Genomic DNA, 13981 nt, shown 5'->3' on the forward strand with positions numbered 1-13981 from the left:
TGCCGGCAAATCTTTTTATGCAACAAATACTTGGCCGGATGCGACGAAGGTCGCTGTTTGACGGCACCCGGTGCAGCGGCTAATTTGACGGCAATTTCGTGCATCGGGCGGGCTGCTGCAGCGTGCGGCGACCCGCCGAACTCGTGGAGCATTATGCGACTCGTCCTACTTGGCGCGCCCGGTTCGGGCAAAGGTACGCAGGCGGCCCGGCTGAAAACGGCGCTGGGCGTTCCGCATATCTCGACCGGCGACATGCTGCGCGCCGCCGTCGCCGCGGGCACCGCGATGGGGCTCAAGGCCAAGGCGGTGATGGACGCCGGCCAGCTGGTCTCCGACGACATCCTGCTCGGCATGCTGGAAGAGCGCCTGGCCCAGGCCGACGCGAAGGCCGGCTTCATCCTCGACGGCTACCCGCGCAACCTGGCCCAGGCCGACGCGCTCGACCACCTGCTGGCCAAGCTCGGCCAGCCGCTGGACGCGGTGGTGAAGCTGGAGGTGCCGAACCAGGCGATCATCGGCCGCTGCGAAATCCGCTTCAAGGCGGAGGGCCGCGCCGACGACAACCCGGACACCGTGCGCAAGCGCCTGGCCATCTATGCCGAGCAGACCGCGCCGGTGGCGGATTTCTACGCCGGCCGCGGCAAGCTGCAGGTGGTGGACGGCGTCGGCGAGCTGGCCGAGGTCACCGCGCGGATCGAGCGCGCGCTGCAGAACGAAGCTGCCGCCGCGAACGGCTGAGCGCTTCCCGCTCCGGCGGAGCGGATTTCACGGAGTCGCTCGGCATGCGTCTGCACATACTCGGCATCTGCGGCACCTTCATGGGCGGCGTCGCCGCGCTCGCGCGCGAACTGGGCCACACGGTCGAAGGTTCCGACGCGAACGTCTATCCGCCGATGAGCACCCAGCTGGAGGCGCTCGGCATCGGCCTGATGAGCGGCTACGCCGCCGAACACCTGCAGCCGGCACCCGATCTGGTCGTGGTCGGCAACGCGATGACGCGCGGCAATCCGGCCGTCGAGTACCTGCTCGATGCGCGCCTGCGCTACGTCTCCGGCCCGCAGTGGCTGGGCGAGACGGTGCTGGCCGAGCGCGACGTGCTGGCGGTGGCCGGCACCCACGGCAAGACCACCACCACCAGCCTGCTGGCGCATTTGCTGGAGAGTGCGGGGATGGCGCCGGGGTTTCTGGTCGGTGGCGTGCCGGGGAATTTCGGGGTGTCGGCGAGGCTGGGGAGCACATCGGGACACGCAAGCCCCGGACCCTCATCCGGCGCTGCGCGCCACCTTCTCACCCGCGAGGGGACTCCCCAAGGGTCGCCGGCGGGAGAAGGGAGTGTCGTGCCGCCGGTGGCGGCGCCATTTGTGATTGAAGCGGACGAGTACGACACCGCGTTCTTCGACAAGCGCTCGAAGTTCGTGCACTACCGCCCGCGCATCGCGATCCTCAACAACCTCGAGTACGACCACGCGGACATCTTCCCCGACGTGGCCGCGATCCAGCGCCAGTTCCATCACCTGGTGCGCACCGTGCCGGGCAACGGCCGGCTGATCGTCAATGCGCACGACGAGCGCGTCGCCGAGGTGCTGGCGATGGGCTGCTGGACGCCGGTGGAAACCTTCGGCATCGGCCGCGGCGACTGGCAGGCCACGCTGATCGAGGCGGACGGCTCGGCCTTCGCGGTGCACCGCGGCGGCGAGCGGCTCGGCGAGGTGCGCTGGCCGCTGCTGGGCCAGCACAGCGTGATGAACGCGCTGGCCGCGCTGGCCGCGGCGACGGCCGCCGGCGCCGATCCGCGTGCGCTGCTGCCGGCGTTCGCCAACTTCGAGAGCGTGAAGCGACGGATGGAACTGGTCGGCGAAGTGAATGGCGTGCGCGTGTACGACGACTTTGCCCATCACCCCACCGCGATCGCCACCACCCTGGCCGGGCTGCGCGCGAAGGTCGGCGACGCGCGCATTCTGGTGGCGCTGGAGCCGCGTTCCAACTCGATGCGGCAGGGCGCGCATGCGGAGGCGCTGGCGCCGTCGCTGGCCGACGCCGATGGCGTGTTGATCCTCCAGCGTGCCGAGTTGCCGTGGGACGCCGGTGCGGTGACGGCAGCCCTCGGCGGCCGCGGCGCCGCGGTGCCGACCGTCGACGCGCTGATCGCCGAGTTGGGTCGGCAGGTGCGGCCGGGCGACCAGGTGGTGTTCATGTCCAACGGCGGTTTCGAGGCTGCGCCGCGGCGCTTCGTCGAACGTTTGCGCGGCGCCTGACGCTGCGCGCAGACCGGCGTGGTGGGCACTGGGTACACTCGGCCGATGGCCGTCAAATCCGAGCTGCTCGACATCCCGCTGTTCCCGCTCTCCTCCGTGCTGTTTCCCGGTGGGCGGCTGCACCTGCGCATCTTCGAGCCGCGTTATCTGGATCTGGTGCGCGAATGCTGCCGTGACGGCAGCCCGTTCGGCGTGTGCCTGATCCTGGCCGGGCGCGAGACTGGCGAGCCGGCCGTGCCGGCGGCGATCGGCACGTTGGCGCGCATCAGCGATTTCCAGCGCGACGAGAACGGCCTGCTCGGCATCGTGGCCGAAGGGGGTGCGCGCTTTCGCGTTTCGCGCAGCCGCGCGCGCGCCGATGGCCAGTTGCGCGGCAACGCCGAGCGCTGGCCCGGCGAGCCGGTGCAGGAGGTGCCGGTGGAGTTCGCCCTGCTGCAGAGCATCCTCGAACGACTGATCGAGACGATGGCGCCGCATTGGCGGCATGCCGCACGCAGCGACTACGAAGATGCCAGCTGGCTGGGTTTTCGCCTGGCCGAACTGCTGCCGCTGGACACTGGCGAACAACAGCGCATGCTGGAGTTGACCGATCCGTTGCAGCGCCTGGCCGAGCTGCGCGACATCCTGCCGCGCTTCCAGAAGGCGTGAGCGGCCCGGCTACACTGGACGTTCATCCCATGGAGTCGATTCGCATGAGTTCGCTCGCTGGCAAGACCTTGTTCATCACCGGCGCCTCGCGCGGCATCGGCCTGGCGATTGCGCGCCGGGCCGCACGCGACGGCGCCAACATCGTGATCGCGGCCAAGAGCGCGGTGCCCAATCCCAAGCTGCCCGGCACCATCCACACCGCTGCGGCCGACATCGAAGCGGCGGGCGGTCGTGCGCTGGCGCTGCAGGTGGACATCCGCGAGGAGGCCGAGGTGGTCGCCGCGGCGGCGCGGGCGGCGGAGCATTTCGGCGGCATCGACATCGTGGTCAACAACGCCAGCGCGATCTGGCTGGCCGGCACCGAAGGCACGCCGATGAAGCGCTTCGACCTGATGCACCAGGTCAACACCCGCGGCACCTTCCTGGTCACCCAGGCCTGCCTGCCGTACCTGAAGAAAGCGACCAACCCGCATGTGCTGATGCTGTCGCCGCCGCCCAGCCTCGATCCGAAATGGTTCGCCCCGCATGTCGCCTACACCATCGCCAAGATGGGCATGAGCCTGTGCGTGCTGGGCATGAGCGCCGAGTTCGCCCCGCTCGGCATCGCGGTCAACGCGCTGTGGCCGCGCACGGTAATCGCCACCGCCGCGATTGCGATGATCGACGGCGTCACCGCCGGGCAGTGCCGCCGTCCGGAGATCGTGGCCGATGCCGCCCACGCCATCCTGACCCGGCCGGCCCGCGACTACACCGGCCATTTCGCGATCGACGACGAAGTGCTGCGCGAAACCGGCGTGACCGATTTCGACCAGTACGCCGTCGAGCCCGGCGCCGAGTTGTTGCCGGACCTGTTCCTGGAGCGCTCATGAGCTCGCCCGAACAGGAACTGCTGGACCTCGGCAAGCGTTACTGGCTGCCGGTCTACAAGCCGCGCGAGCTGGTGCTCGATCACGGTCGCGGGTCGCGCGTGTGGGACACGCAGGGCCGCGACTACATCGACTTCGGCGCCGGCATCGCGGTGAACTCGCTGGGACACCAGGACCCGGATCTGCTCGCTGCGCTGGCCACTCAGGCGCACAAGCTGTGGCACGCCAGCAACGTGTTCTACACCGAGCCGCCGCTGCGCCTGGCCGAGGAACTGGTCGTGGCTTCGGGTTTCGCCGAGCGCGTATTCCTGTGCAACTCCGGTGCGGAGGCGAACGAGGCGGCGATCAAGCTGGTGCGCCGCTGGGCGGCTGCGCAGGGGCGCCCGGTGGAGCGACGCATCATCGTCACCTTCAAGGGTTCCTTCCACGGTCGCACGCTGGCCACGGTGACCGCGACGGCGCAGCCGAAATACCAGGCCGGATACGAGCCGTTGCCTGCCGGCTTTCGCTACCTCGACTACAACGACACGGCAGCGCTGGAACTGGCCTTCGAGGCCGACGGCATTGCCGCCGTGATGCTGGAGCCCATCCAGGGCGAAGGCGGTGTGGTGCCGGCGGCGCCGGGTTTCCTCGAACGCGTGCGCGAGCTGTGCGACGAGCACGACGCCTTGCTCGTGCTGGACGAAATCCAGTGCGGCATGGGCCGCACCGGCGAGCTGTTCGCGCACGGCCAGGTCAAGCCGGACGTCGTCACCCTGGCCAAGGCCCTGGGCTGCGGTTTCCCCATCGGCGCCATGCTGGCGGGACCGAAAGTGGCCGACACGATGCAGTACGGGTCGCACGGCACCACCTTCGGCGGCAATCCGATGGCCGCCGCGGTGGCGCGCGTGGCGCTGGCCAAGCTGGCCTCGCCGGCGATCCTTGCCAACGTCGAGCGCCAGGCCAACGATTTGCGCGCGGGCCTGGCCCGGATCAACCAGCAACTGGCACTGTTCGACGAAGTGCGCGGGCGTGGCCTGATGATCGGTGCCGTGCTGGCGGATACGTACAAGGGCAGGGCCGGCGACATCCTCGACCACGCCGCGGCTCGCGGCTTGCTGCTGTTGCAGGCCGGCGCGGACGTGCTGCGCTTCGTGCCGCCGTTGTCCATCACCGACGAGGAACTGGCCGAAGGCCTTTCCCGCCTGCACCACGCGTTGAACGATTTCGTCGCAGGCGGGAAACCCGCGACAGACAGGAGTGGACCATGAAATATCTGCACACCATGGTGCGCGTGCGCGACATCGATGCCTCGCTGCGCTTCTACTGCGAAGGTCTGGGTCTGCGTGAAGTACGCCGCATGGAAAACGCCCAGGGCCAGTTCACCCTGGTATTCCTGGCTGCGCCGGACAGCCCCGAGGCGGAAATCGAGCTGACGTACAACTGGGGTTCCACCGAGGATTACGGCAGCGCGCGCAACTTCGGCCACCTCGCCTTCCGGGTGGCGGACATCTACGCCACCTGCCAGCGGTTGCTGGACATGGGTTACACCATCCATCGCCCGCCGCGCGACGGCCACATGGCGTTCGTGCGTTCGCCCGACCTGGTTTCCGTCGAACTGCTGCAGGAAGGCCACTTGCCTCCGCGCGAACCGTGGGCGTCCATGCCCAACACCGGCAGCTGGTGAATCAGCCGCGCGCGTCGCGCAGGGCGCCGCGTGCAGCCTCCAGCGTATCGGCGATGTCCTGGTCGCTGTGTGCGCTGGACATGAACCCTGCCTCGAAAGCGGAAGGCGCCAGATACACGCCGCGCTTCAGCATGCCGTGGAAAAAGCGATTGAACAGCGCAACGTCGGCGGCCGTGGCCTGCGCGTAGCTGTTCACTCGCCCGGCGCTGAAGAACAGGCCGAACATGCCGCCCACGCGGTTCGTGCTGAACGCCACGCCCTCGCCGTCGGCGACCGATTGCAGGCCGTCGCAGAGCAGACGCGTGCGCGCGGCCAGACGATCATGGAAGCCGGGCGCCTGGATCAGCTCCAGCATCGCCAGGCCCGCGGCCATCGCCACCGGATTGCCGCTGAGCGTGCCGGCCTGGTAGATCGGGCCCGACGGAGCAATCTGTTCCATCAGGTCCCTGCGGCCGCCGTAGGCGCCGACCGGCATGCCGCCGCCGATGATCTTGCCGAACGTGGTCAGGTCCGGCGTGACGCCGTAATGCGCCTGCGCGCCGCCCAGCGCCACCCGGAAACCGGTCATCACCTCGTCGAAGATCAGCACGGCACCATGTCGTGTGCACAGTTCGCGCAGGCCTTGCAGATAACCGTCCACCGGCGGGATGCAGTTCATGTTGCCGGCAACCGGCTCGATGATCAGCCCGGCGATCTCGTCGCCCAGTTCGGCGAACAGCGCCTGCGCGGCAGCGAGGTCGTTGTACGGCAGGGTGAGCGTGAGATCCGCATTTGCCTTCGGCACGCCCGGCGAGGTCGGCACGCCGAAGGTCAGCGCACCGGAGCCGGCCTTGACCAGGAAGCTGTCGCCGTGGCCGTGGTAGCAGCCCTCGAACTTCACGATCTTGCTGCGGCCGGTGGCGCCGCGGGCGAGCCGGATCGCCGACATGGTCGCCTCGGTGCCGGAATTGACCATGCGCACCATCTCGATCGACGGGATCAACCGCGTGATCGTTTCGGCCATCACCACTTCGGCTGCGCACGGCGTGCCGAAGGAAAGGCCGTCACGCACCGCGCGTTCCACCGCCTCGCGCACGGCGGGATGGTTGTGGCCGACGATCATCGGGCCCCACGAGCCGACATAGTCGATGTAGCGCGTCCCTTCGACATCCCACAGATACGCGCCATCGGCGCGGGCGGTAAAGAACGGTTCGCCGCCGACCGACTTGAATGCGCGCACCGGCGAATTCACGCCGCCGGGCAACAACGGAAGGGCGCGCTGGAACAGTTCGTGGTTGGTCGTCATCGGATTCTCAAGGATTGGGCGAGGGAAACAGCCGGGCGAAACGCTGAGCCGCGTCGCGCACGTCGGGCGCAGCGAACAGGGAGGAAATCGAAGCCACGTAATCGGCGCCGGCCTCGATCAGCAAGGCAGCATTGTCCGGCGTGATGCCGCCGATCGCCACCCGTGCCACGCCCAGCGCGGCGCTTTGCCTCAGCAGATCCACCGGGGCGATCGTTGCCTGCGGCTTGGTCGGCGACGGATACATCGCACCGAACGATACGTAACTGGCGCCGGCCTGTGCCGCGCTGCGCGCGTCGGCGAGCGAGTCGCGACAGGCGACGCCGATGATGGCGGTTGGGCCAAGGCGTTCGCGGGCCGTGCGGATTGTGTCGACCGAGTGCGCCAGATGCACGCCATCGGCACCGACGGCCTGCGCCAGCGCCGCGTCCTCGTGGATGATCAGCGGCACCGCATGCCGCCGGCACAATTGCGCGATCGCCGTGGCCTCGGCGTGGCGGCGCACATCGCCGGGCTCCTCGTCCAGATATTGCAGCAGCCGTGCGCCACCGGCCAGCGCCTGTGCCACCACGTCGAGCAGATCGGGGCGCGGTCCGTTGGTGATCGCGTACAGGCCACGTTGTGCGAGCGTAGTGGGGTGTTTCATGGGCGGATTTCCGAGTGGCGTGAAGATGGCCGGATCATTGTCGTGCTTTCGCATTGTCGGTCGAGTTGCGAGAATGTCCTATTCCCAGTCATCCGAAGAAGCCCGACCATGAGCCAGAGTTCCCCCGGTGCCGCTGCCACGCGCAAATGGATGTGCGTCGTATGCGGCTACATCTACGATGAATCGCAGGGCGTCCCCGACGAGGGCATCCCGGCAGGCACGCGCTGGGAAGACGTACCCGAGACCTGGACCTGCCCGGATTGCGGCACGACCAAGGACGACTTCGAGATGATCGAGATCGACTAAGCGCAGCGTTGCGCCCGCAAACGGCCAGACCCTGCCGGCGAACTGGCCGCGCCGACTGCTCTGATGAACTCGCGCACGGATGGTGCGCGCCGGATCAGGAGCATCCCATGCTGCGGTTCATTCCCTTCGAAGATGACTGGGACGCGTTCGAACGCATGCGCCCGGAAGATTTCATCCCCTATCGAGTCGGCTTGCTGCCTGAACCGGCGCTCGCGACTCCGCCCACGCGCGCCGTGGCGCTGTTGCCGGAGACCTGTCCGGCGCGGCCGCTGTTTTCGCGTGGCGCTGCGGGATCCTGATGCAGGCCAACCCTCTGCGCGATGGTGCGGCGAGGCCGTTCCACGGCCCTCGGCGCTCCATTGCCTGGAAGAAACTGCACGCAGACCCTTCCCACGAACGCCGCGGGGCGCTATCATGCTCGCCCCTTCGACGACAGGCCCTGTCGGCGAAGATTCCGCAACAAAACACCGTCGAAATTTTTCCATCGAGGGTGTTGACGGTCTCGGAAAGCGATGTAGAATGGGCGGCTCACCCGGGACGAAAGGTCACGGGGCGATCACCGAAAGGCGGTCGGGCAGCGAAGATCTTTGACAGTGTGCGCAGGTGAATTGTGTGGACGTCTTGCGTTGATGGGTCGTGACCTGTCCAAGCAATGCAAGCGTCCCACCAAGTAAAAAGTCAGTAATGAGTTTTGATTGGTTGGGAACATACGCTTCGGAAAGATAGATGGCTTCGGTCATCGAAAACTTAAGTGAAGAGTTTGATCCTGGCTCAGATTGAACGCTGGCGGCATGCCTAACACATGCAAGTCGAACGGCAGCACAGAGGAGCTTGCTCCTTGGGTGGCGAGTGGCGGACGGGTGAGTAATGCATCGGGATCTACCCTGACGTGGGGGATAACCTCGGGAAACCGGGACTAATACCGCATACGTCCTACGGGAGAAAGCGGGGGACCTTTTAGGCCTCGCGCGGCAGGACGAACCGATGTGCGATTAGCTAGTTGGCGGGGTAATGGCCCACCAAGGCGACGATCGCTAGCTGGTCTGAGAGGATGATCAGCCACACTGGGACTGAGACACGGCCCAGACTCCTACGGGAGGCAGCAGTGGGGAATATTGGACAATGGGCGCAAGCCTGATCCAGCAATGCCGCGTGTGTGAAGAAGGCCTTCGGGTTGTAAAGCACTTTTATCAGGAGCGAAATCTGCATGCTTAATACGTGTGCAGTCTGACGGTACCTGAGGAATAAGCACCGGCTAACTTCGTGCCAGCAGCCGCGGTAATACGAAGGGTGCAAGCGTTAATCGGAATTACTGGGCGTAAAGGGTGCGTAGGCGGTTCGTTAAGTCTGTCGTGAAATCCCCGGGCTCAACCTGGGAATGGCGATGGATACTGGCGAGCTAGAGTGTGTCAGAGGATGGTGGAATTCCCGGTGTAGCGGTGAAATGCGTAGAGATCGGGAGGAACATCAGTGGCGAAGGCGGCCATCTGGGACAACACTGACGCTGAAGCACGAAAGCGTGGGGAGCAAACAGGATTAGATACCCTGGTAGTCCACGCCCTAAACGATGCGAACTGGATGTTGGTCTCAACTCGGAGATCAGTGTCGAAGCTAACGCGTTAAGTTCGCCGCCTGGGGAGTACGGTCGCAAGACTGAAACTCAAAGGAATTGACGGGGGCCCGCACAAGCGGTGGAGTATGTGGTTTAATTCGATGCAACGCGAAGAACCTTACCTGGCCTTGACATGTCCGGAATCCTGCAGAGATGCGGGAGTGCCTTCGGGAATCGGAACACAGGTGCTGCATGGCTGTCGTCAGCTCGTGTCGTGAGATGTTGGGTTAAGTCCCGCAACGAGCGCAACCCTTGTCCTTAGTTGCCAGCGAGTAATGTCGGGAACTCTAAGGAGACTGCCGGTGACAAACCGGAGGAAGGTGGGGATGACGTCAAGTCCTCATGGCCCTTACGGCCAGGGCTACACACGTACTACAATGGTCGGTACAGAGGGTTGCAATACCGCGAGGTGGAGCCAATCCCAGAAAGCCGATCCCAGTCCGGATTGGAGTCTGCAACTCGACTCCATGAAGTCGGAATCGCTAGTAATCGCGGATCAGCTATGCCGCGGTGAATACGTTCCCGGGCCTTGTACACACCGCCCGTCACACCATGGGAGTGGGTTGCTCCAGAAGGCGTTAGTCTAACCGCAAGGAGGACGACGCCCACGGAGTGGTTCATGACTGGGGTGAAGTCGTAACAAGGTAGCCGTATCGGAAGGTGCGGCTGGATCACCTCCTTTCGAGAACGACACGTCGCACCGATCGGTGCAAGACGTCCACACAAGACACCTGTACTTCACGCGAAGGGTTTGCTTACGCAACGTCCCTGTTGCGAAGAGCGAACATCAAGACCGGCCCTCCATGGCCGGACTCTTCACAACAGCCGCTTCGAACGAGGCTTACGGCCCCGTCAAGCGGGACCAGGTAGCTTGGCTCGCGGGTTCTGGGGTTCACCTTTCATGGGTCTGTAGCTCAGGTGGTTAGAGCGCACCCCTGATAAGGGTGAGGCCGGTGGTTCGAGTCCACCCAGACCCACCATGGGGCCATAGCTCAGCTGGGAGAGCACCTGCTTTGCAAGCAGGGGGTCGTCGGTTCGATCCCGACTGGCTCCACCACTCCAGTGGGCGCGTGAAGTATCAGCACACGAAAGATTTTGAAATCGACCGGCATTGAGGCCGGCACGATGTTCTTTGAAAACACGTAAACGAGTGACAAGCGTCTTGGTTCGAACCGAACCGAGGCAAGTGTTAAGGCACGAAACGAAGTAACTTGGCTGCCCCTGAGGAGGGGGCATGCCCCGAGGCGACTTGGGGTTATATGGTCAAGCGACTAAGCGTATACGGTGGATGCCTTGGCAGTCAGAGGCGATGAAGGACGTGGCAGCCTGCGAAAAGTGTCGGGGAGCTGGCAACAAGCTTTGATCCGGCAATGTCCGAATGGGGAAACCCACCGCGCAAGCGGTATCGCATGATGAATACATAGTCATGCGAGGCGAACCCGGGGAACTGAAATATCTAAGTACCCGGAGGAAAAGAAATCAACCGAGATTCCGTCAGTAGCGACGAGCGAACGCGGACTAGCCCAAAAGTATCTTGTGTTCTAGTCAAACGGCATGGAAAGGCCGGCCATAGATGGTGATAGCCCAGTCGACGAAAGGGCACTTGATATGAAATTGAGTAAGGCGGGGCACGTGAAACCTTGTCTGAACATGGGGGGACCATCCTCCAAGGCTAAATACTCCTGACTGACCGATAGCGAACTAGTACCGTGAGGGAAAGGCGAAAAGAACCCCGGAGAGGGGAGTGAAATAGACCCTGAAACCGTATACGTACAAGCAGTGGAAGCCCGCAAGGGTGACTGCGTACCTTTTGTATAATGGGTCAGCGACTTACTGTCTGTGGCAAGCTTAACCGTATAGGGGAGGCGAAGAGAAATCGAGTCTGAATAGGGCGCATAGTCTCAGGCAGTAGACCCGAAACCGAGTGATCTATCCTTGGCCAGGTTGAAGGTGCGGTAACACGCACTGGAGGACCGAACCCACATCTGTTGCAATAGATGGGGATGAGCTGAGGATAGGAGTGAAAGGCTAAACAAACTCGGAGATAGCTGGTTCTCCTCGAAAGCTATTTAGGTAGCGCCTCGGACGAATCTTCCTGGGGGTAGAGCACTGTTATGGCTAGCGGGTCATCGCGACTTAGCAAACCATGGCAAACTCCGAATACCAGGACAGACTATCCGGGAGACACACGGCGGGTGCTAACGTCCGTCGTGAAAAGGGAAACAACCCAGACCCGCAGCTAAGGTCCCCAAGTTCTAGCTAAGTGGAAAACGATGTGGAAAGGCATAGACAGCCAGGAGGTTGGCTTAGAAGCAGCCATCCTTTAAAGAAAGCGTAATAGCTCACTGGTCGAGTCGGTCTGCGCGGAAGATTTAACGGGGCTAAGCTAGACACCGAAGCTCGGGGTGCACAGCAATGTGCGCGGTAGAGGAGCGTTCCGTAAGCCTGTGAAGGTGGATTGTAAAGTCTGCTGGAGGTATCGGAAGTGCGAATGCTGACATGAGTAACGATAAGGGGGGTGAAAAGCCCCCCCGCCGAAAGCCCAAGGTTTCCTCGCGCAACGTTCATCGGCGCAGGGTGAGTCGGCCCCTAAGGCGAGGCAGAAATGCGTAGTCGATGGGAAGCGGGTTAATATTCCCGCACTTTTCTACAGTGCGATGTGGGGACGGAGAAAGTTAGGTCTACCGGGCGTTGGTTGTCCCGGGGAAAGGAGGTAGGCATGGATCTTTGGCAAATCCGGGATCCTTTATGCCGAGCACTTATGACGAGCCCTTTTGGGCGAAGTGACTGATACTACGCTTCCAGGAAAAGCCACTAAGCTTCAGCTGTAGAAGAACCGTACCGTAAACCGACACTGGTAGGCAGGGTGAGAATCCCAAGGCGCTTGAGAGAACTCGGGTGAAGGAACTAGGCAAAATGGCACCGTAACTTCGGGAGAAGGTGCGCCCATCAGTGTGGCTACATGCGTAGCTGAGCACCGATGGGTCGCAGTAACCTGGCCGCTGCGACTGTTTATCAAAAACACAGCACTCTGCAAACACGAAAGTGGACGTATAGGGTGTGACGCCTGCCCGGTGCTGGAAGGTTAATTGATGGGGTCAGCCGCAAGGCGAAGCTCTTGATCGAAGCCCCAGTAAACGGCGGCCGTAACTATAACGGTCCTAAGGTAGCGAAATTCCTTGTCGGGTAAGTTCCGACCTGCACGAATGGCGTAACGACAGCGGCGCTGTCTCCACCCGAGACTCAGTGAAATTGAATTCGCTGTGAAGATGCAGCGTTCCCGCGGCAAGACGGAAAGACCCCGTGAACCTTTACTATAGCTTTACACTGAACGTTGAGTTCTTCTGTGTAGGATAGGTGGGAGGCTTTGAAGTGCAGACGCCAGTTTGCATGGAGCCATCCTTGAAATACCACCCTGAAGTGCTTGACGTTCTAACCTCGGCCCGTTATCCGGGTCAGGGACCGTGTATGGTGGGTAGTTTGACTGGGGCGGTCTCCTCCCAAAGAGTAACGGAGGAGCACGAAGGTACGCTCAGCGCGGTCGGACATCGCGCACTGTGTGCAAAGGCATAAGCGTGCTTGACTGCGAGATCGACGGATCAAGCAGGTACGAAAGTAGGTCTTAGTGATCCGGTGGTTCTGTATGGAAGGGCCATCGCTCAACGGATAAAAGGTACTCCGGGGATAACAGGCTGATACCGCCCAAGAGTTCATATCGACGGCGGTGTTTGGCACCTCGATGTCGGCTCATCACATCCTGGGGCTGTAGCCGGTCCCAAGGGTATGGCTGTTCGCCATTTAAAGTGGTACGCGAGCTGGGTTCAGAACGTCGTGAGACAGTTCGGTCCCTATCTGTCGTGGGCGTTGGAGATTTGAGGGGGGCTGCTCCTAGTACGAGAGGACCGGAGTGGACGTTCCGCTGGTGTTCGGGTTGTCTCGCCAGAGGCATTGCCCGGTAGCTATGAACGGAAGTGATAACCGCTGAAAGCATCTAAGCGGGAAGCACGCCCCAAGATGAGATCTCCCGAGAGCTTGACTCTCCTGAAGGCACCATCAAGACCAGGTGGTTGATAGGCAGGATGTGGAAGCGCAGCAATGCGTTGAGCTTACCTGTACTAATGAGCCGTGCGGCTTGACCATATAACCCCAAGTGGCTTTGTTTGACGCAGGTCCCTCTGCGGAGCCACCGGCCATCCCTGGCCGGACTCTTCAAAGGAGCCGCCTCGAGCACTGTCTCGAAACGTTTGAATTTCACCTCGACGCTTGTCACTCGTTTACGATTTATCTCACGTGAGATCCCTCTCACGGAAAGAAGAGTCAACACCTCGCCATCCATGGCGGACTCTTCAACACCTCGAGGGATCTTTCGCGGAAGAGCCGGCCGTCAGGGCCGCCTCTTCAGAAACGTGGAGCTGGCGCACGCGCGCTGCTCCCACCCCTTCCCTGGCGGCCATAGCGGCGTGGTCCCACCTGATCCCATCCCGAACTCAGAAGTGAAACGCGCATGCGCCGATGGTAGTGTGGCTTTGCCATGCAAGAGTAGGTCACCGCCAGGGGCTTTATCCCGAAACACCCTCACCGGCAACGGTGGGGGTTTTTCTTTTCTGCCGCCGCCAACGCCGCCCGCAACCTGCAACAGGTCACCGCCAGGGAGTTCGTTCTCGAGGTGGACCTGCGCTCGGGTGGCAAGCGCCGCCCAT

The 13981-nt window shown here is 63.1% G+C and carries 11 protein-coding genes, 2 tRNA genes and 3 rRNA genes; 13 read left to right on the forward strand and 3 right to left on the reverse strand.

Annotated elements, in window-relative coordinates; all coding sequences use genetic code 11:
- Positions 1–153: 153 nt before the first annotated feature.
- The 6 genes from ACVCMG_RS12975 to ACVCMG_RS13000 are packed head-to-tail and all read left to right on the forward strand — an operon-like array spanning position 154 to position 5435.
- Positions 154–738, forward strand: a complete 585-nt coding sequence (locus ACVCMG_RS12975; protein ID WP_027484899.1) for an adenylate kinase — start codon at positions 154–156, stop codon at positions 736–738.
- 44 nt (positions 739–782) lie between these two features.
- The gene (gene mpl / locus ACVCMG_RS12980) at positions 783–2255 is read left to right on the forward strand and encodes a UDP-N-acetylmuramate:L-alanyl-gamma-D-glutamyl-meso-diaminopimelate ligase (protein WP_447114302.1); all 1473 of its coding nucleotides are present in this window, start codon (positions 783–785) and stop codon (positions 2253–2255) included.
- 45 nt (positions 2256–2300) lie between these two features.
- The gene (locus ACVCMG_RS12985; RefSeq protein ID WP_395120264.1) at positions 2301–2903 is read left to right on the forward strand and encodes an LON peptidase substrate-binding domain-containing protein; all 603 of its coding nucleotides are present in this window, start codon (positions 2301–2303) and stop codon (positions 2901–2903) included.
- 44 nt (positions 2904–2947) lie between these two features.
- Positions 2948–3772 (forward strand): SDR family oxidoreductase, encoded by an 825-nt coding sequence (locus ACVCMG_RS12990; protein ID WP_447098015.1) that lies wholly within the window; start codon positions 2948–2950, stop codon positions 3770–3772.
- Entirely contained in the window at positions 3769–5019 is a 1251-nt protein-coding gene (locus ACVCMG_RS12995) for an acetylornithine/succinylornithine family transaminase (RefSeq protein WP_447114303.1), read from the forward strand. Before ACVCMG_RS12990 ends, ACVCMG_RS12995 begins: the two co-directional genes overlap by 4 nt.
- Positions 5016–5435, forward strand: a complete 420-nt coding sequence (locus ACVCMG_RS13000; protein WP_447114304.1) for a VOC family protein — start codon at positions 5016–5018, stop codon at positions 5433–5435. The genes ACVCMG_RS12995 and ACVCMG_RS13000 overlap by 4 nt, the downstream gene beginning before the upstream one ends.
- A 1-nt stretch (position 5436) precedes the next feature.
- Here the strand turns inward: ACVCMG_RS13000 and hemL are convergent, their stop codons facing one another.
- Both hemL and thiE read right to left on the reverse strand, forming a co-directional pair.
- The gene (gene hemL / locus ACVCMG_RS13005) at positions 5437–6720 is read right to left on the reverse strand and encodes a glutamate-1-semialdehyde 2,1-aminomutase (RefSeq protein ID WP_447114305.1); all 1284 of its coding nucleotides are present in this window, start codon (positions 6718–6720) and stop codon (positions 5437–5439) included.
- Between the two features lie 7 nt (positions 6721–6727).
- Positions 6728–7363, reverse strand: coding sequence for a thiamine phosphate synthase (gene thiE, locus ACVCMG_RS13010; RefSeq protein ID WP_447098019.1), 636 nt, complete (start codon positions 7361–7363; stop codon positions 6728–6730).
- Between the two features lie 108 nt (positions 7364–7471).
- Here thiE and ACVCMG_RS13015 point away from each other — a divergent pair, with 108 nt between their 5' ends.
- Entirely contained in the window at positions 7472–7669 is a 198-nt protein-coding gene (locus ACVCMG_RS13015; RefSeq protein WP_395120258.1) for a rubredoxin, read from the forward strand.
- A 107-nt stretch (positions 7670–7776) separates the two neighbouring features.
- A complete protein-coding gene (locus ACVCMG_RS13020) occupies positions 7777–7968 on the forward strand; it encodes a hypothetical protein (RefSeq protein ID WP_447098020.1) in 192 nt (63 codons plus the stop codon).
- Between the two features lie 246 nt (positions 7969–8214).
- On the opposite strand, the gene ACVCMG_RS13025 is transcribed toward ACVCMG_RS13020, so the two are convergent.
- The gene (locus tag ACVCMG_RS13025; protein ID WP_395120256.1) at positions 8215–8409 is read right to left on the reverse strand and encodes a hypothetical protein; all 195 of its coding nucleotides are present in this window, start codon (positions 8407–8409) and stop codon (positions 8215–8217) included.
- An 8-nt stretch (positions 8410–8417) separates the two neighbouring features.
- Between ACVCMG_RS13025 and ACVCMG_RS13030 the strand changes: the two genes are divergently transcribed.
- The 5 genes from ACVCMG_RS13030 (at position 8418) to rrf (ending at position 13837) form a co-directional block, all read left to right on the forward strand.
- Positions 8418–9963 (forward strand): 16S ribosomal RNA (locus ACVCMG_RS13030).
- 221 nt (positions 9964–10184) lie between these two features.
- Positions 10185–10261: transfer RNA gene (locus ACVCMG_RS13035), tRNA-Ile, on the forward strand.
- 1 nt (position 10262) lies between these two features.
- Positions 10263–10338 (forward strand) — tRNA-Ala (locus ACVCMG_RS13040).
- A 204-nt stretch (positions 10339–10542) separates the two neighbouring features.
- Positions 10543–13421, forward strand: a 23S ribosomal RNA gene (locus ACVCMG_RS13045).
- A gap of 302 nt (positions 13422–13723) precedes the next feature.
- Positions 13724–13837 (forward strand): 5S ribosomal RNA (gene rrf, locus ACVCMG_RS13050).
- The 16S, 23S and 5S rRNA genes sit together here with 2 tRNA genes alongside, the layout of an rRNA operon.
- The last annotated feature ends 144 nt before the right edge of the window (positions 13838–13981 follow it).

Source organism: Rhodanobacter sp. UC4451_H18 (assembly GCF_052978225.1).